Raw genomic sequence first — 17,280 nt, 5'->3', positions numbered from 1 at the left:
CCAGTCAATGAGATTCCCCACCCTCTACCCCCGCGAGCAACGTGAGCGACCAACCAGCGAGCAAAGCGAGCCTCTAACCGCAAGCAAAGCGAGCCTCTAACCAGCGAGCAAAGCGAGCGACTAACGGCGAGCGCAGCGAGCCTCTATTCCCTAAGTCTTCCGCTCCTTCTTCTTGGCCGCCGGGAACAGGATGTTATTAAGGATCAGCCGGTAGCCGGGACTGTTGGGGTGCAGGCTCAGGTCGGTTTCCGGGTCGTTCACCAGGTGGCGGTAATCGGCCGGATCGTGCCCGCCGTAGAAGGTGAAGAAGCCCTCACCGAACTGTCCATGTAGGTACCGCGCCTCGCTGGCCGGCTTGTTTTCCCCGAGCACCAGCACGCTGCTCTTGATGTGGCTGTTGGTGAAAGCGGTGGTCTGTCCCATGAAGCCCTTGACAGTCCGCACGTGGTTCTGCGTCAGCATGGTGGGCACCGGGTCCCACTTGGCGCTGAAGTCGAAGAGGGTAAAGTAGTCCTGCTCCTGGGTGACGGGGCGGGGGTTGTGGTCGATGTTGCTGAATTCGTACTCCAGGGGGTTGCGTTCCAGCTGGAAGTTCTCGAAGGCGAAGGTCTTGCTGTAATCTAGTTTGGCCTGGGCGTTCGGGTCGATGGGGTCGCCGTCGTAGTAGGGGGCACAGATGTCTACACCGTCGGCCGCCAGGGCAATGTCGTAGCTGTCGGTGGCCGAGCACATGGCGAACATGAAGCCGCCGCCGCCGACGTACTCCCGGACCTTTTTGACGACCCCCAGTTTCAGCTGGCTCACCTTCTGGTAGCCGTTCTGGGCGGCCAGTTCTTCCTGGTAGGCTACCTGCCGGCGGTACCAGGGGGCGGTGTGGTAGCTCCGGTAGAAGCGGCCGAACTGCCCGGTGAAGTCCTCGTGGTGGAGGTGGAGCCAGTCGTACTGGGCCAACTCATCGCCCAGCACCTCGTTGTCGTACACCGTCTCATAGGGGATTTCGGCGTAGGTCAGCACCATGGTTACGGCGTCGTCCCAGGGTTGTACCTCGGTTCCTTCCCGGAAATTGTAGTCGGGGGTGTAGACGGCGATCTTCGGAGCTTTTTCCAACTTCATCGCGTCCATATTCCTTTCCGGATCGGCGATCTCTTCCAGGATTCCGTTGAAGCGGGCGTCGGGGATGACCTCGTACTTCACCCCCCGCGTGAGACATTCCCGCTCGAAGGCCCGGCTGTGCTGGAAGGCGAAGCTGCCGCCCCGGTAGTTGAGCAGCCACCAGGCCTCAATGTTGTTGTTCAGCACCCAGTAGGTGATGCCGTAGGCCTTGAGGTGATCCGTCTGGGTGTCGTCCATCGGGATCAGGATCGTGGAGGCGCGGGCCACGGTGGCCATCAGCAGCAGGAGGAACAGGAGGGGGAGTTTGCGGCGCATGGGGGAGGCTTTCATTCTCCTAACGGATAATGACGGCAAATAGGTGTAACGGGCCGGCAACCTGCCGGCCACTTCCGTAAGATATGTCGGGTAATACTTTAGCCCATATAGGGCGCGCTGCGGTGGCCTACCGGCGAATGAAGGACTGGGTAGTGCTGTGATCCCCTTCGACTACCCGGAGCAGGTATACTCCACTGGGGAAGGAATCGAGGGGAAAGTAGGCCTGTAGTTGTTCGCCCTCCTTGTCGAACACTTCCTGCTGAACGCTCCGTCCGTGCAGGTCGTAAATGATCAGGTTCACCGTGCCGTTGTAGTCGCTGGTGACCTCCAGGGTAAGTTGATCATCAGCTGGATTGGGGAAGACCGACATGACGGGGCTGTCCGGGGCACTGTCGGAGGGCAAATCGGTGGGAGCAGCCTGCATTTGCATGCTCGATGCCATAGTATGGGAGGTGGTAGCTCCGCAATCTGCCGCGTCTGGTCCGTAACCCTCCGGCGCGGTCTTCGCCGTTGAAAAAGTCACTTTATCGATCCTGGTGCCCGGTTCACGGTTGGCAACGCGAACGGTGTGGTAGCCAGCGTTCAGGTTTAGGGTGCCGGCAACCCCGTCGTGGTTGACCATCCGCCACTCAAAGCCGTTCGTGAGCAACTGCTCACCGCTGGTTTCCCGCCAAAATTTCATCCAGGGCTGGTCGTCCACCTTTACCCACACGCTGTTGCGGGAGGGGTCGGGAGCGTCCACCCGCATGAACAGGTAGTGGGGAGCGGTTTCGGGGACATAGATCTCGTGGCGAAACTCCTGCACCATTTCACCGGCAGCAGGCTCCTCCAGGTGGCGGTCGCCGGTAAATACCAGGTACGATCCCCCGGAAGCTTCGGAAGAAAATTGCTGGTCCCAACTGGAACTGCCGGTGGTGCACTCTGCCTCCACCGTACCGACGGAGCCACTGGTAGAACTGTTGCTACTGCTACTGCCGATACAGTTGCCGGCGTCCGCGCCGAAATCCGTGGGCAGGGTACCGCTCCGGGTCACGAACAGCTTGTCGAGCTCGGTGCCACTTTCGCGGAAAGCAAAATCAATCGTGTTATTACCTGCCCGCAGCGCCACGCCGTCAGGCAGCTGGTTCCACTGGAATCCTTTACGTTGTATGATCCCGCTGTTCCACCTGTACCAGCTGCCTTCATTGACGCGCACCCAATAGGAGTCCTTGGTGTTGGAGGGGGCGTTGATCCGGGCAAAGAGGTGATAGGTCCCCGCCGTTTCCACCGACAGATCGAAGCGAACCCGGTTCTCATCGAGGTCGGCCGGAGGAACCCTCATCGAACTGCCGCGCGGTACGACGGTGTACTGTCCACCTGAGGCACCGGTTGATTCGCCGGTAATCCACTGGCTACCCACCGTGGCACACTCCGCTTCCAGCCAGTAATCGCCCGAGGGGGCGGCGGCAACTTTGGTGGGAGGGGTAAACTTCAAAATAGTCACGGAAGCGGGGGGGAGGGTGAGCGCCACCTGGCCATTCTGCAGGGATGCATCCTCGGCCGGCTTCCATTCCACCCGGGGACTGCCGGGGTGAGGCCCCGTGAATACCGACCGAGCGACGCCGGGCGCGGCGGTAAAGCCCTCGAGGGTCAGATTGGCGGGGGTGGAGAGGGTATCCTTGTTCAGCAGGAAGACCGTGAGTTGGTCGCCGGCCTTATTCGTAGTGGCGAAGGTGCGCACCACGCCCTCGGAGGTCGTTTCCACCATCCGGTCGAGCAGCTCGTCGGCCATCATGGCCATCGCCTGACCGCTGGCGTTCAGTTCATTGGTGGCGGTGAACAGGTCGTAGGGGTGGGAGTTACCGGTGTCGGGACGGATCCACCGCGAATTCCAGAACTGGGTGAACCGCACCCGGGAGTCCTCCAGCATCTGCATCAGGATGTCGAAATTGGCCAGTGCCTGCCCCAGGTTGTTGCCGGCGTCCCACTCCGAATCCAGCTGGTAGCCGGTGGCGGAGGTCTCGGTCATAACGATGAACAGCTTCTCCCTCACCTCCGGATCCGCTACCGCATCGATGGCGCGTTGGGCGACGTTCACGATGCCTCCCGGATTAAGCTGGGTGTTGAGGTACTGGTCGTAGGTTCTGAACCCGTAAGCCGGGTAGGCGTGAACGTCGAGGAAATCCACCTCCGCGGCACATTCCTTCAGGGCCAGATCGAAGTCGCTGAAACTTGCTCCGTTGATGCCGATCTTGATGGATGGATCGACGGCCTTCATCGCCCGGGCAAATTCCGCCACGTCCCGTCCGTAAGTGGTGAAACCCGGGTCCCGACCGGCGTAAGTGGTACCGTTCCAGGTCTCGTTGCCGAGTTCCCAGTACTTCACGTTATATCCCTTGGTCACGTTGGCGTAGCGCACCCAGGCTACCGCCATTTCCAGGGCCTGTTCGCGGCTCAGGGCTGTTCCCCCGGAGTGGGCCGGCAGGTACATTCCGTCGAAGGCCACGACCACCACGGGCTCGGCGCCGGTAGCCTGGCAATCTGCCATGAATTGGTCGAAGTTATAGTTGCTAGTGGCCCATTTTCCCGCACCCAGGTCCCAGAATCGGGGATCGTTGGCGGGCCAGTCCCGCTCACTCTGGCGGAGCAGATAGGCTGTGGAGGGATCGTTGTAGGGCGGGGCCGCCCAGGCGTAGGCGTCCGATTTTTCGCCGCCGGGGAAGCGCAAATAACGGGCGCCGGTGGCGGCGAGGGCGGTTCGCAGGGGGCGGGCGCCGTCCACCCGGTTGGCGTCGTTGTCCACCAGGGAGTTGAGGTTCAGTCCGAGGGGAAGCTCGGAAACCTCGTTTAGGGTGGATGTTGCACGGACGGACACTTGGGCCTGTCCGAAAAGGGATACAGACAGCATTGTAAGGAGCACAGTGCTCCATAACTTGAAAGATTTCATGAGAAGAACGCTAGTTGGATTTGGAAGCCCCCCGGGGTAAGGGGGCGCAAAAATACAATTGTTAAGGCACAATAACAACCCTGGCGGCGAAGCGCAGGTTCGGATTGCTCCTGAATGCCAGGAGATTACGGCGGTAGTGGGCTGCCGCAGCCTTACAACGGTCGCAGTCCCGCCGACCTTGTCTTACCTTTGGCATATGATCTGGAGCGACAAAAAGATACTGGCCGCCATGGAGTGCGGAGAAATCGTCATCCGCCCCTTCGACCGGGCCAACCTGGGGACCAACAGCTACGACGTTCACCTGGGAAAATACCTGGCCCGCTACAAGGATCACATCCTGGATTCCCGCAAGCACAACACCATTGAGGAGATGGAAATCGGCGAGGAGGGCTACGTCCTTCACCCCAATACCCTCTACTTGGGCGTCACCCTGGAGTACACCGAAACCCACAGTTGCGTCCCCTTCCTCGAGGGCAAAAGCAGCGTAGGGCGGCTGGGCATCGACATCCACGCCACGGCGGGCAAGGGCGACGTGGGCTTTTGCAACCACTGGACGCTGGAGATCTCCTGCACCCATCCCGTGCGCGTTTACGCCGGCATGCCGATCGGACAGCTGATCTACTTCGCCGTGGAGGGCGACATCGAGAACTACTACAACCAGAAACCCGGCGCCAAGTACAACGCGGTGAGCAACCGCCCCATGGAGTCGATGATGTGGAAGAACCATTTCTAACCCCCGACAAGCCCACTCCCCGTTGAGAACCGACGACCTGACCAAGCACATCACCCGGGAATTGCGCCCCCTGCTCGGGCGGGGCGAATCAGCCTCCGTATCCCGACTGGTAATGGAGGACCTCTTTGGCTACCGCCAGGGCAACCGCCCCCGCAAACTGACCCAGGAGGAGCAGATCCTGGCCTGGACCACCCTGAACCGCCTCAAGGCCGGCGAACCGGTGCAGTACGTTACGGGCATTGCCGACTTCTTCGGCCTCCAGCTGAAGGTGAACCCCTCCGTCCTCATCCCCCGACCGGAAACCGAGGAGCTGGTCGAGTGGATTCTGGAAGACCACAACCAGCATACCGTACGGTCGGTGATCGACATCGGTACCGGCTCGGGCTGTATCCCCCTGGCCCTGCAGGCCCGCCGGCCGGCCTGGACGTGCCGCGGCGTCGACCTCAGCGAAGCCGCCCTGGAAGTGGCCCGCGAGAACGCCCGGCGGCTCGACCTCCCGGTGACTTTCCACCAGGGCGACGTGCTGGAGGAAAGCATGGCCGAGGGGCGCTACGACGTCATCGTGTCCAACCCGCCCTACATCCCCCCCTCGGAGCGGAGCAAGATGGACGCTTCCACCCTGGAGCACGAGCCCGAAATGGCCCTCTTCGTTCCCGAGGAGGACCCGCTGCTGTTCTACCGGCGGCTGGCCGGGCAGGGGCACCACGGACTCAAGGCCGGTGGGCAGCTCTACTGCGAAACGAATGAATTCAACAGTGAAGAGGTGCTGAAACTCTTTCTGGATGCGGGCTATGCCGACGTGGTCCGCCGCAAGGACCTGCAGAATAAATGGCGCATGGTGCGGGCCACCCTGCCGGAAGGGGAAGCGACCCAGCCTTAGGCTTCCGTCAGCCCCAGGGCGGTCAGTACACTCAGCGGCCGGAGCCGGTAGCCGTCGAATTCAGCAAACAGCGACAGTGGTCCGCCGCCGCTCACGGCCAGCAGCCGGTAAAAACCCTCGTACCCTAACATTACGGGCAGGGCGCTGCCCCGAACGTCGACGAGCAACATGTCCTCACCCGATTTCACCGGCCGCACGCTTTCCAGGTACACCGGATAGTAATACAGCCAGGGGTTGGTGCCCAGGGCCCGCCGGTAGTTACCCAGCATTTCTTCGAAGGAGGGATAGCCCTTCAGCCCATCGTATGGCCGTCCCCCCGGCCGGGGATCGGTGAAGACGGCCCGCTGGGGGTAGCTGCCCGGATAGTAGCGTACCCCTCCGGAAAAGGAGGCCGACAGCGGCCAGGACTGCTCAAAGGGAAATTCACCAAAGGCATAATCCAGTAGCAGGGCGTAGCGGCGGCTTTGCTCCCCCCGCAGCCAGACCCGTCGGTACCGCAGGCGGTCCTCCGTACCGGAAACCGTTCCGAGTACCAGCCAGTGATCATCACGGGCGGGCTGGGCGAGCAATTCTTCCTTGCGGGTGGTGATGCCCGCGAACTGGTACAGCTCCGCACGCCGCTCTTCCGGTAGTTCCTCGCGGATCCGCCAGGACCGGATGAAGAGGTATAAATCGCCCAGGGTGCGGGCGATCTCTCCCTCGGTTCCCTCGGCGCCCAGGGAGGCCAGACGCCGCACCCGACCGGCTGGACCGGGCAGCTTGGCATCCGTGAGTCGGGTAGCCATAGCGAGCCATGATTCGGACCCCTGCCCCAGGGTATCGGCGATCCCGCGGCGGGCCACGTCGAGCAGCCGCAGTTCCAGCTCGTCGATGCCGGCGGTCATGAGTTCCAGCCGGGCCGCGAGTCGGTCCTCGGCCTGGGCGGCGTCCTTGACCGGTTTTGGCGCCCGCTCGGCCTGGTACTGCACCGACCGCACCCACTCCGGCGGCTGGCCCACGGTGAGCCGGTCGGGGTTGTTCTTGAGCAGCAGGACCAGGGCCAGGTTGTGGGCGCAAGGGCGGGAGCGGGATCGGCAGCTGCAGCTGAACCGCCCGCGGACTACCTGCACGGCGGATTCTACCGGGCGTTTACCACCCACGTCGAACTCCCCCCAGATCCATTCACCGTCGCCACCCAGCAACCGCCACCGCCGGCTGTAGAAGAGGCGGCGGCCGGCTTCCAGGGTCTTGGCATCGGGGGCCAGCTGAATCAGGTGGTCAATCATGGCCGGCCAAGATAGCGGGGGGAATCAGAAAACAACCAGTGAGAACTACTGCAGGAAACGGCATCCCGTACGGTAGGGAAAGACGTCCATGATCTCCCCGGCCAGCAACCGCTGCTTCAGGTCGTTCCAGAAGTCGGCGTCAAAAATCTCCCCGTGTTGCTGCCGCAAGTAGGTCAGGTGGGGGCCGGAACGCAGCAGGAAACCGGGGAACTCCTCGGGAAAGATGTCGCGGGGCCCCACGTAGTACCACGGCTGACTGGCCATTTCCTGTTCCGGAGTACGCGGCTCCGGGAGGTGGCGGAAGTTGCAGTCGGTGACCAGTTCGATTTCGTCGTAGTCGTAGAAGACTACCCGGTTGACGCGGGTGACGCCGAAGTTTTTCAGCAGCAGGTCACCGGGGAAGATGTTGGCCGCCGCCAGCTGCTTGATCGCCCGGCCGTAGTCCCGCAGCGCCTTCTGGGCCATGGCCTCGTCGGCGGTCTGCAGGAAGAGGTTCAGGGGAGTCATCTTCTTTTCTACGTAGACGTGGGAGAGCAGCACGCAGTCGTCCGTGACCGTCACCCGGGAGGTGGCCGTATCGACCAGCTCCCGCAGGCACTCGGGGCCGAATCGGTCCAGGGGCAGGGCCAGTTTTTCGAAGAGGTAGCTGTCGGCCATCCGGCCCACCCGGTCGTGGCGCTTGACCAGGTCGTACTTCGCCTTGACGGTCTCGGCGGTCACCTGCTTGGGGGGAGCGAAGGTGTCACGGATCACCTTGAAGACCATGTTGAGGCGCGGCATGGTGAATACGTACATCACCATTCCTGCGATGCCGGGGGCGGTGACGAAGCGTTCCGCGGGGTCCTTCGCGGTTTTGCGCATGTGGCGGAGCAACTCCCGGTAGAAGACCGTCTTACCGTGCTTTTCAAAGCCGATGGCGTTGTACAGCTCGCTGACCTGCTTGCTCGGCATGAAGGTGTTCAGGAAGTCTACCATGTCGCTCGGCACGCTGATGTCGGCCAGAAAGTAGGAGCGGTGGTAGCTGAAGATAGATACCACCTGGTCGGCCTCCAGCAGGAGGGCGTCGATGAGGATGCCGCGGCCGTCGGGGTGGAGGAGGGGCAGGATGAAGGGATGGACCCGGCCATGATCCAGCAGCCGCCCTACGATGTAGGCCACCTTGTTGCGGTAGAAGACGGACTGCAGGATTTCCAGGCGGGTGGAAGCGCTGGCCGGGTGGGCGGCCCAGCGGCGGGCCACCAGCGCAATGTCGCGCTCCCGGTCATCCCACTCCACCTCGAAGGGAAAGTAGTCGAGCACCTGGCGGACTACTACGTCCAGTGACCGCCCCTCCAGGTCGATGTTGTAACTGATCGCCGAAAGCCCCCGGTGCTCCCGGTAGGTGCCGGTGCGCAGGACGAACATCACCGCGGGGTCGGCCCCGATGCCGTGACTGTGGCGGTAGACCGAGTTGAAAAAGGTCTCGGCGATGTTGCGGGTGTTGAAGTGGGCAATCTCCTCGGCGAAAGCGTCGCGCACCCGGGTCCAGAAGACCGTATCGCCGCTGACGTCCTCCATGAGCCGGGCCAATTGCTCACTGGTCCGGCTCACCTCCTCCCGGTACAGGGTGATGCGGCTACGGGCGTCGGCCTGGGTACCGTGCCAGTCGCGGGCCTCGAACCGCAGCCGGGCCCGTTTGGTGATCAGCTTGAAGCGGTAGTAATAGTCCATGTAGCCCATGAGGATCCGGTGGGCAACCTCGTAGTGCAACAGGGCGGGGAACGCGGGTGCGGGGCGGTGCATGAAGGCCAAGGGGTTGTGGCTGCCTAGGACAGCCCGGTGGAAGGGTTGGGATACTGGGCGACGTGGCGTTCCATCAGGATTACATTTTCGGCATGGAACCTGCGCATGACGCCCGGAAACCGGTAACAGGTGAACAGCCCTTCCAGGTCAAAGGGCTGCTGCTGGCGGACGGACGCCTCCAACGCATCGAGGTAACGACGGGCATCCCCCAGACGCTGGTGCATTTCATCCGGATTACTGGTGGGGTCGCCGTGGCCACTGACCAGGATGCGGACGTCGTATTCCTGCAGTATCGCTTCGATCTTGTCCAGGGTGGCCCGGTAGTCGGCCACCGAGTGGTAGAGGTAGGGAAATTCCACGTTGCTGAGGTAATCCCCCACGATGAGGATACCCCGCTGGGGATGGAGGACCAGCAGTCCATCCGCGTTGTGGCCAGGGGACTGCCAGAACAGATAGGTTTCACTGCCCAGGCGGTGGGCGGTGCCTTCGCCAACGATGGCCGTGTCGATGCGGGGATAGACCACCGGATGGTCGCGGGTGATGTAGTACTGGTCGTCGAACTCCCGGATCTCCCGCAGCACCTCCTCCGGGTCGGGGTGATCCACGAAGGATTGGGAAGCCAGGGTGTGCCAGTCCGCAAACTTGCCGAAGCCCAGGATATGGTCGTAGTCCGAGTGCGTAAACAGCAGGTAGCCCTGCCGCCCCGGGAGCAGTGCCTCTGCTTCGGCGTGGATGGCGGCTACCTCTCCCGGCAGCCAGGTGGGGTCGACCAGGAGGAGGTAATCTTCGCCGACAATCAGGCTGCTGACGGTACGGAACAGCGCGCTTTCGTAGAGCCGCAGGTCGGGGCGGTCCGGTGGACTGGTCATAGGGAGGGGGTTGGGGAGGGAACGATGTCCGGCGTGGACGGAGGGTGGTGGGCCGCAACCCGGTAGCCGTACCAGCCCACCACCGCGAAGCACAGCAACGGTAGCACAAAACTAAAATTGACTTCCGGCACGCCCAGCAGGCGGATGTCGGAATAGCCGGCTCCTCCGAGGTCGAGAATCAGTCCCTGGAGGGTGGGCATGAGGGCCCCGCCCACGATGGCCATCACCAGGAAGGCGGCGCCGAACTTGGCATCCTCTCCCTGCCCCTCCAGCGCAATGCCATAGATGGTGGGAAACATGATCGACATGAAGAAACTGATCCCTACCAGGGCGTAGAGGCCGGCCACGCCGACGAGGAAGATGGTGAGCAGGGTCATGAGGGCAGCTCCGCCGGCGAAGGCCAGCAGCAGGGTGCCGCCTGGGAAGAAGCGAAGCAGGTATGTGCCCACCCAGCGGCCCACCAGGAAGATCACCAGGGCGGCGATGCCGTAGGGGACGGCGTCGGCATTGGCAATGCCGATCGATTCGGCGTACTGGTAGATGTAGGTCCAACACATGATCTGGGCCCCAACGTAAAAGGCCTGGGCAACCACGGCCTCACGGTAGCGGGGCTGCCTCCACAGCCGGTGGATAGCGGCCCGGATGCCGAGCCTCCCCCGCTCCGTTGATTTCTCGGGCATGTTCAGGGTCAGGAACAATCCGAGCAGCACCAGCACCGCCACGCCGAGCAGGATGTAGGGATCGCGGATGACCGCCAGGTCGGAGGTGCGGATGGCCGCCTTGCGCACCGGTTCCAGGGCGGCGTAGGCCTCACTCCCCAGCTCATCCGCCCGCAGGCGGGAAAGGATGAACTGCTTGGCCACGATGAGCCCGCCCAGGGCCCCGATGGGATTGAAGGCCTGCGCCAGGTTCAGCCGGCGGGTAGCGGTGGCTTCGGGGCCCAGCGACATGATGTACGGGCTGGCCGTCGTTTCCAGGAAGGCAAGACCGAAAGTGAGGATATACAGGGCCAGCAAAAAGAAACCGTAGCTTTCCCAGGAAGCCGCCGGATAGAACAGGAGGGCCCCGGTGGCGTAGAGCCCGAGTCCGAGGATGATGCTCTTCTTGTAGGAATACCGCTTGGCAAAGATGGCGGCGGGCAGGGCCATGGTGAAGTAGCCGAAGTAAAAGGCGAACTGCACCCAGCTGGCCTGGAAGTTGTCGAGCTCCAGCACCTTCTTGAAGGCCGACACCATCGGGTTGGTGATGTCGTTGGCGAACCCCCACAGGGCAAACAGCGAAGTGACGACGATGAAAGGCGTAAGGAGCGACCGGGGTACAACCGGGGGAGAAGCTTGGGGCATCGGGGCGGAATCAGGGTGAAGTCGCCCAAAAGATAGGGTCAGCCCGTGAACTTGTTGCGGTCGATGCCGAGCTTATTCATCTTGGACATGAGGGTGCGCCCGTTCAGGTCCAGCAACTCGGCCGCGCCTCCGGGGCCGGTCACTTTCCCCTTGGTGCGCTTGAGGGCTTCGATGATGTACTGCTTCTGCATCATCTCGAAGGGCACGATCTTGTCGCTGCGGAAGGACACGTTCTCGTCCGTACGGTCGTTGCGCCGCAGGGCCCGCAGGCTGGCCGAGAGGTTCAGGGTGCTGGATTGGGAGGTGATCACGGCGCGCTCCACCAGGTTGATCAGCTCGCGCACGTTGCCCGGGAATTCGTACTTGACCAGCACCTCCAGGTCCTTGGGGTTGATGTGGGTGATGTTGCGGCCCATCCGGTCGGAATACACCTTGGCGAAGTGCTTCACCAGTACGGGAATGTCCTCGGTGCGTTCCCGCAGCGGGGGGTTGTGGATTGGGAATACGTTCAGGCGGTAGAACAGGTCTTCCCGGAAGGTGCCCTTGGCGATCATGTCCTCCAGGTCGCGGTTGGTGGCGGCGACCACCCGCACGTCGACGTGGATGGAACTGGTAGAGCCGATGCGCTGTATCTCTCCTTCCTGGAGTACCCTCAGCAACTTCGCCTGCATGTCCAGGGGAAGCTCGCCGATCTCGTCCAGGAAGATGGTACCCCCGTCGGCCAGTTCGAACTTGCCCTTCTTCTGGGCGAAGGCGCCCGTGAAGGCCCCTCGTTCGTGACCGAATAATTCGCTTTCGATCAGGTTTTCCGGCAGGGCGGCGCAGTTTACGCTGACCAGGGGCTTGCGGCCGCGGTTGCTGAATTTGTGGATGGACTGCGCCAGCAACTCCTTGCCCGTTCCGGTCTCTCCCGTGACCAGCACCGTGGCGTCGGTGTCGGCTACCTGGGCGATCTGCGCCAGGATCCGCTGGTACTTCTTGGACACCGTGATGATGGATCCTCCGGTGTTTACCTGCTCGATCTGTTCGCGCAGGGTTTCGTTCTCGCTCTGCAGTTGCTTGGTGAGCTCATCGACGCGCCGTTTGGTCTTCTGCAGCTTGCGGCGGTTGTTGTACTGTACCGTTACGTCGCGGCAGATCAGGCAGAGGAAGCGTTGCTTGCCCGCTTCCACCTGGGCGAAGCGGACCTGCAGGGTACGGTCGTCGCCGCTGGTGGTACTGTAAATGTAGTCGGTGGCGGAGCGGCTGCGGCCATCGATCTTTTCCTGGCGGATGTCGGCCAGGGCGGGTATGGGCAGGTCCGGCATCAGTTCCTCGATGGGCATTCCCTCCAGCGGCAAGCTGGTTTTGCGGCTGAGTTTCCGGCGGGCGGCCTCGTTGACCAGTACCACGCCGTTGCCGGCGTCGAGCCAGATGACCCACTCGTCGAGGGCGTCCAGGGTGGTGGCGTGCAGCTGGAGGCTCTCCGAGTAGGCTTCCTGCCGGCTGTTGTCCTGGTTCACGGCGATCATGTACTCCTCCTCCCCCTTGCGGTAGTAGTGGAGGCGGGCCAGGGTAGGGAGCAGGCTGCCGTCCTTGCGGCGGATCTGGGTGGGAAGTTCCAGGTAGCGCTGTTCCCGCAATTTTGGGTAGAGCAGCCGGATCTCCTCGGCGTTGGCCGGGTTGGCGAGTTTGGAGGTGGGGGCCTGGATGAGTTCCCGCTTGGAGTAGCCCGTCATTTCGGCGGCCCGGTCGTTGGCGTAGAGGATCTTGCGGTCCGAATAGGACACCAGGAAGACGCTCTCAAACTGTTGGTCCAGGGCCAGCCGCAACAGCTCTTCCTGAAGTGAGCGATCCACGGGCTGGGAGCTCCCCGCCTCGGGGCGCATCAGGGTGCCGTAGATCTTGTACACTTCCAGCTCGTTCTCTACCGATCGGGCGCGCACCAGGTACTCAGTAGGGGCGGTGTGCTTGTCGGTGGAGGGGGTGCGCAGCGACAGGCGGGTTTCCTCCACGCCGCTGTTGACTTTGAGCCGCTTGTAGAGGGCCCGGACGTCATCGTAGATATCTCCTACGACTTGCTCTCGCAAGACCCCCAGGAACTCCGCGGCGGGGTAGAAGCGCCGCTCTTCGGAGAGGGACAGCCAGCGACTGATCTGGGGAGAGACGAAGACCTGGTTGCTGGTGAAGTTGATCTCCCACACGCCGATGTCGGCGTCTTCCTGCACCGCTTCCAGTAGGTCGGCGTCCCGTTTGCCGGCTTCGGTAGCGGTGAAGACAATCAGGCACAGCTCGGGATCGATGCTGTAAATGTCGAAGCCGGCCCGGCCCCTGACGGTGAAGAGTTTGCCGTCGGCGTTGACGAACTCCGTGTCGAAGGGTTCCGTGGCGTTCTCCTGTAGCCGGTTCCAGAACCGCTTCCACCCCAGCATGCTGAAGTGGGGATTGATCTCGAAGTAGCTGGTCCGCTGCAGTACCTTGGTGGTGTAACCCAGCAGCTTGGCCGCGCTTTCGTTGCCGTAGTGTACCCGCCCGGTGATGTCTACCCACAGCACGCCTTCGGTCACCATGTTAAAGGCGTCCTGGTGCATCTGCAGGAGGGCGTCAACGGGAGGAGCTTGGTCGGCCAGATTCAAGGGTTGGAGAGTGCGGTGTTACAAGGCTTGGTGAAGATACGAAATTCGTCAAGCAAAATGGCCCCGGAACCTGGGTTTCGGGGCCATTTGAGCGAGTATATTATCGGTGCAACCGCTGCTAGGGCATGACCTTGCCGTTGTTGTTCGGGTCGTGGGAGTTGTCGATCACGCCGGCCCATTCCTGGAAGCCTTCTTCGGCGTCGGCGGGGCGGGGACCGATCAGTTCCTCGAGGTCCTTGCGGCTGAGTACCTCCTTTTCCAGCAGGGCTTCGGCCAGTTTGCCCATCTCTTCCCGCTTGACCTGCAGGAGTTGCTTGGCCCGTTCGTACTGGCTCATGAGCAGCACGCGCACCTGGTCGTCGATCAGGGTGGCGGTATCGTCGGAGTAGGGGCGCTGGTAGGTGTCGCGGCTCATGCCGTAGAAGCTTACCTGGCCGACCTTGGGGTCCATACCGTAGACGGTGATCATGTCGTAAGCCATCTTGGTGACCTTGTCCAGGTCGTTCTGGGCCCCGGTGCTGATCTTGTTGAACACCACCTCCTCGGCGGCGCGGCCTCCGAAGGTCATGCACATCATGTCCAGCATCTGGTCCGAGCGGGTGATGTACTGCTCCTTGGGCAGGTACTGGGCGTAACCGAGGGCAGCTACCCCGCGGGGTACGATGGTCACCTTTACCAGGGGCATGGCGTGCTCCAGGAACCAGCCGCAGATGGCGTGGCCGGCCTCGTGATAGGCGATGATCTTCTTTTCGTCGGGGTTGATGAGCTTGTTCTTCTTCTCCAGTCCGCCGATGACCTTGTCGAGGGCGTAGTTGAAGTCGTCCAGGCCAATCGAATCCTGGTTGCGGCGGGCGGCGATCAGTGCGGCCTCGTTACAGATGTTGGCAATCTCGGCGCCGGCAAAGCCGGGGGTCATTTCCGCCAGGACGAGGGCCGTAACGGTCTCGTTGACCTTGATGGTCTTGAGGTGGACCTTGAAAATGGCTTCCCGTCCCTGGAGGTCGGGGCGATCGATGCCAATCTGCCGGTCGAAGCGGCCCGGGCGCAGCAACGCCGAGTCCAGTACGTCGGGGCGGTTGGTGGCGGCCATCAGGATGACGCCCTTGTCGGTGCTGAATCCGTCCATCTCTACGAGGAGCTGGTTCAGGGTATTCTCCCGCTCGTCGTTGCCGCCCTGCATGTTGGCGCGGCCACGGGCGCGGCCGATGGCGTCAATCTCGTCAATGAAGATGATACAGGGGGCCTTTTCCCGGGCCTGCTTGAACAGGTCGCGGACGCGGGAGGCACCTACGCCGACGAACATCTCTACGAAGTCGGAGCCCGACATGGTAAAGAAGGGTACACCGGCTTCTCCCGCCACGGCCTTGGCCAGCAGGGTCTTACCGGTGCCGGGAGGGCCTACCAGCAGTACACCCTTGGGGATCTTGCCGCCCAGGGCGGTGTATTTCTTGGGGTTTTTCAGGAAGTCAACGACCTCCATCACTTCCTCCTTGGCCTCGTCCAGGCCGGCTACGTCGGCGAAGGTGATGTTCACCTTGCTGTTCTGGTCGAAGAGGGTAGCCTTGGACTTGCCGATGTTGAAGATCTGTCCGCCGGGGCCACCGCCGCCGCTGCCGAGGCGGCGCATCAGGATGATCCAGATGAAGGCGATCACGGCCAACGGCAGCAACCACTGCAGGGCCGTGCCGAGGTAGTCGGCCCGCCGTTCGGCGTTCACCCTCACCCGGTCGGCGAAGGGGATGCCCTGCTCCTCGTAGGCCCGGGAAACGAAGTCGTTGAAGGAGGTCGGGTCGGTTACTTCCAGGTAATAGTCGTAGCGGGTGCCGCCCATGCCAGCCGGTGCGGAATCCTCGTAACGGGGCAGGGTCTTCTTGTCTTCCTTGAGAAAGATCTCGGCCCGCTCGCTGTTGACCAGGGTGATGGACTGCACCGCGTCGTCCTTGATCATCTCGTTGAGGCGATCCAGGTCGATTTCACTCGAAGCACCCGTGCCCCAGTTGGTCAGCACCAGCGCCAGCAACACGACGGACATGATGGCGTAGATCCAGTAGCTCTGGAACTTCGGTCCACCACCTCCGGTGCCGTCGGACTTATTATTCTGATTATTCGTGCTCATATGTATTGGCTAACGTGCGGGTTTGCTTTTCGTTGGCTGCCCGCCTATATTTTGGGGAGGCCGCCTAGAGGGTTTCGTACTGGGTCGCGACGCCGTCGCTCCACAGGTCCTCAATTTGGTAGTAGGCGCGGGTTTCGGGGTAGAAAACGTGCACCACGGTATCGAAGTAGTCGAGGCATACCCAGTTCGCCGGACGGCTGCCGGTAGTGTTCTTGGTGTACTCACCAAGCTCCTGCTTCATGCGCTTCTGCACATTCTCAGCGATGGCCCTCACCTGGGTGGTGGATTCACCCTCACAGATGAAGAAGAACTCGGCGGGCCGATCGTCCAACTTGCGGAGGTCCAGGCGGACGATGTTTTTACCTTTGATGTCCCGGATACTGTCCAGGATGACGTCGAGCCGCTCCTCCATCTGGGGAGTTATGGCCTTGCGTACTGACTCTGTGGATGTATTCAAATCAAGATTTTAGTACAATGAAGATAGCAAAAACCGTTCCGGAATGGTGGCGGACCCTGCTACGGATTTGCAAATGAAACAATGTGCTGCTACCTAAAGTTGCCCGCTATTTCTCCCGGGTTGATTCCACCAACGCCGCCCTGCTGCAGGCGCTGACCGACGGGGAGGCGCTGCCTTCCGGGGCCGTCTACCTCACGGATGAGCAGACCGCCGGCCGGGGGCAGGGGAGCAACGGATGGCACGCCACGCCGGGCGACAATCTGACGCTTAGCGTCCTTTGCCGGCCTGACCATCTGTCAGTCGACCGGGTTTTTTCCCTCACCGAAGCCGCCGCCCTGGCAGTAGCGGCCACTGTCCGCCGCTTTCTCGCACCGGCCCGTCGCGGGGAGGTCACCGTGAAGTGGCCGAACGACGTCTACGTCGGCGACCGCAAGGTGGCCGGGATCCTGATCCAGAACGGCCTGAGGGGAAACCAGGTGCAGTGGGCCGTCGTCGGCATCGGACTGAACGTGAACGAGGTAGACTTCCCGCCGGAAATTGAGGACAACGCTACCTCCCTGCGCCAGTTGACCGGCGGAGAAGTAGAGCGTGAGATGGCCCTCTCCGCCCTCTTTACCGAATTGACGGAGTGGTTCGCCTACCTCGAAGAGGGGAGGCAGGCCGAACTGCGCCGACACTACCTGGACGCCCTGTACCGCCGGGGGCAGCTCCGGACCTTCCGTCGGCTGCCGCAGGGGGAAGCGTTTCCCGCCACCATCACCGGGGTAGATCCCGCCGGGAGGTTGTTGCTGACCCATGCCGACGGTACCACCGAGGCCTTCGCCCAGCGCAGCCTGCAGTACCTCCAGGCTGCGCCGGGCGGCTGA

At 62.3% G+C, this 17,280-nt stretch carries 12 protein-coding genes; 3 read left to right on the top strand and 9 right to left on the bottom strand.

Going from position 1 to position 17,280, the window contains the following annotated elements:
* Positions 1-150: 150 nt before the first annotated feature.
* Complete coding sequence (locus tag CGL56_RS04090; protein WP_099105518.1) at positions 151-1,428, bottom strand: asparagine synthetase B; 1,278 nt, start codon at positions 1,426-1,428, stop codon at positions 151-153.
* 127 nt (positions 1,429-1,555) lie between these two features.
* Positions 1,556-4,315, bottom strand: coding sequence for a T9SS type A sorting domain-containing protein (locus CGL56_RS04085; RefSeq protein WP_167641489.1), 2,760 nt, complete (start codon positions 4,313-4,315; stop codon positions 1,556-1,558).
* Positions 4,316-4,550: 235 nt separating this feature from the next.
* On the opposite strand from CGL56_RS04085, the gene dcd reads away from it, so the two are divergent.
* A complete protein-coding gene (gene dcd / locus CGL56_RS04080) occupies positions 4,551-5,087 on the top strand; it encodes a dCTP deaminase (RefSeq protein WP_099105206.1) in 537 nt (178 codons plus the stop codon).
* Positions 5,088-5,109: 22 nt separating this feature from the next.
* Complete coding sequence (gene prmC / locus CGL56_RS04075) at positions 5,110-5,967, top strand: peptide chain release factor N(5)-glutamine methyltransferase (RefSeq protein ID WP_099105205.1); 858 nt, start codon at positions 5,110-5,112, stop codon at positions 5,965-5,967.
* On the opposite strand, the gene CGL56_RS04070 is transcribed toward prmC, so the two are convergent.
* The 7 genes from CGL56_RS04070 to rsfS form a co-directional block, all read right to left on the bottom strand.
* The gene (locus tag CGL56_RS04070) at positions 5,964-7,232 is read right to left on the bottom strand and encodes a hypothetical protein (RefSeq protein ID WP_099105204.1); all 1,269 of its coding nucleotides are present in this window, start codon (positions 7,230-7,232) and stop codon (positions 5,964-5,966) included. The two genes, prmC and CGL56_RS04070, sit on opposite strands and share 4 nt — an antisense overlap.
* A 45-nt stretch (positions 7,233-7,277) precedes the next feature.
* A complete protein-coding gene (gene aceK / locus CGL56_RS04065) occupies positions 7,278-9,014 on the bottom strand; it encodes a bifunctional isocitrate dehydrogenase kinase/phosphatase (RefSeq protein WP_143470597.1) in 1,737 nt (578 codons plus the stop codon).
* Between the two features lie 23 nt (positions 9,015-9,037).
* Positions 9,038-9,883, bottom strand: a complete 846-nt coding sequence (locus CGL56_RS04060) for an MBL fold metallo-hydrolase (protein ID WP_099105202.1) — start codon at positions 9,881-9,883, stop codon at positions 9,038-9,040.
* On the bottom strand, positions 9,880-11,226 hold the full coding sequence (fucP, locus tag CGL56_RS04055; protein ID WP_099105201.1) for an L-fucose:H+ symporter permease: 1,347 nt from the start codon (positions 11,224-11,226) through the stop codon (positions 9,880-9,882). The genes CGL56_RS04060 and fucP overlap by 4 nt, the downstream gene beginning before the upstream one ends.
* Before the next feature lie 38 nt (positions 11,227-11,264).
* Positions 11,265-13,841, bottom strand: coding sequence for a sigma 54-interacting transcriptional regulator (locus tag CGL56_RS04050; RefSeq protein WP_099105200.1), 2,577 nt, complete (start codon positions 13,839-13,841; stop codon positions 11,265-11,267).
* A 118-nt stretch (positions 13,842-13,959) separates the two neighbouring features.
* Positions 13,960-15,957, bottom strand: coding sequence for an ATP-dependent zinc metalloprotease FtsH (gene ftsH, locus CGL56_RS04045; protein WP_099105199.1), 1,998 nt, complete (start codon positions 15,955-15,957; stop codon positions 13,960-13,962).
* Positions 15,958-16,021: 64 nt separating this feature from the next.
* Positions 16,022-16,414: a ribosome silencing factor gene (gene rsfS, locus CGL56_RS04040; protein ID WP_245183933.1), complete on the bottom strand. Its 393-nt coding sequence runs from the start codon at positions 16,412-16,414 to the stop codon at positions 16,022-16,024.
* Positions 16,415-16,497: 83 nt separating this feature from the next.
* On the opposite strand from rsfS, the gene CGL56_RS04035 reads away from it, so the two are divergent.
* A complete protein-coding gene (locus CGL56_RS04035) occupies positions 16,498-17,280 on the top strand; it encodes a biotin--[acetyl-CoA-carboxylase] ligase (RefSeq protein ID WP_099105197.1) in 783 nt (260 codons plus the stop codon).

The sequence above is a fragment of the Neolewinella marina genome, assembly GCF_002631205.1.
GTDB lineage: Bacteria > Bacteroidota > Bacteroidia > Chitinophagales > Saprospiraceae > Neolewinella > Neolewinella marina.
Note: the sequence above shows the minus strand (reverse complement) of the source record. Positions and strands in the feature narration are given on the sequence as shown.

Bases quoted from the DNA above. Each gene is read 5' to 3' on its own strand.
- CGL56_RS04090 (WP_099105518.1), bottom strand. From the start codon at position 1,428: ATGCGCCGCAAACTCCCCCTCCTGTTCCTCCTGCTGCTGATGGCCACC.
- CGL56_RS04085 (WP_167641489.1), bottom strand. From the start codon at position 4,315: ATGCTGTCTGTATCCCTTTTCGGACAGGCCCAAGTGTCCGTCCGTGCA.
- dcd (WP_099105206.1), top strand. From the start codon at position 4,551: ATGATCTGGAGCGACAAAAAGATACTGGCCGCCATGGAGTGCGGAGAA.
- CGL56_RS04070 (WP_099105204.1), bottom strand. From the start codon at position 7,232: ATGATTGACCACCTGATTCAGCTGGCCCCCGATGCCAAGACCCTGGAA.
- aceK (WP_143470597.1), bottom strand. From the start codon at position 9,014: ATGCACCGCCCCGCACCCGCGTTCCCCGCCCTGTTGCACTACGAGGTT.
- CGL56_RS04060 (WP_099105202.1), bottom strand. From the start codon at position 9,883: ATGACCAGTCCACCGGACCGCCCCGACCTGCGGCTCTACGAAAGCGCG.
- fucP (WP_099105201.1), bottom strand. From the start codon at position 11,226: ATGCCCCAAGCTTCTCCCCCGGTTGTACCCCGGTCGCTCCTTACGCCT.
- ftsH (WP_099105199.1), bottom strand. From the start codon at position 15,957: ATGAGCACGAATAATCAGAATAATAAGTCCGACGGCACCGGAGGTGGT.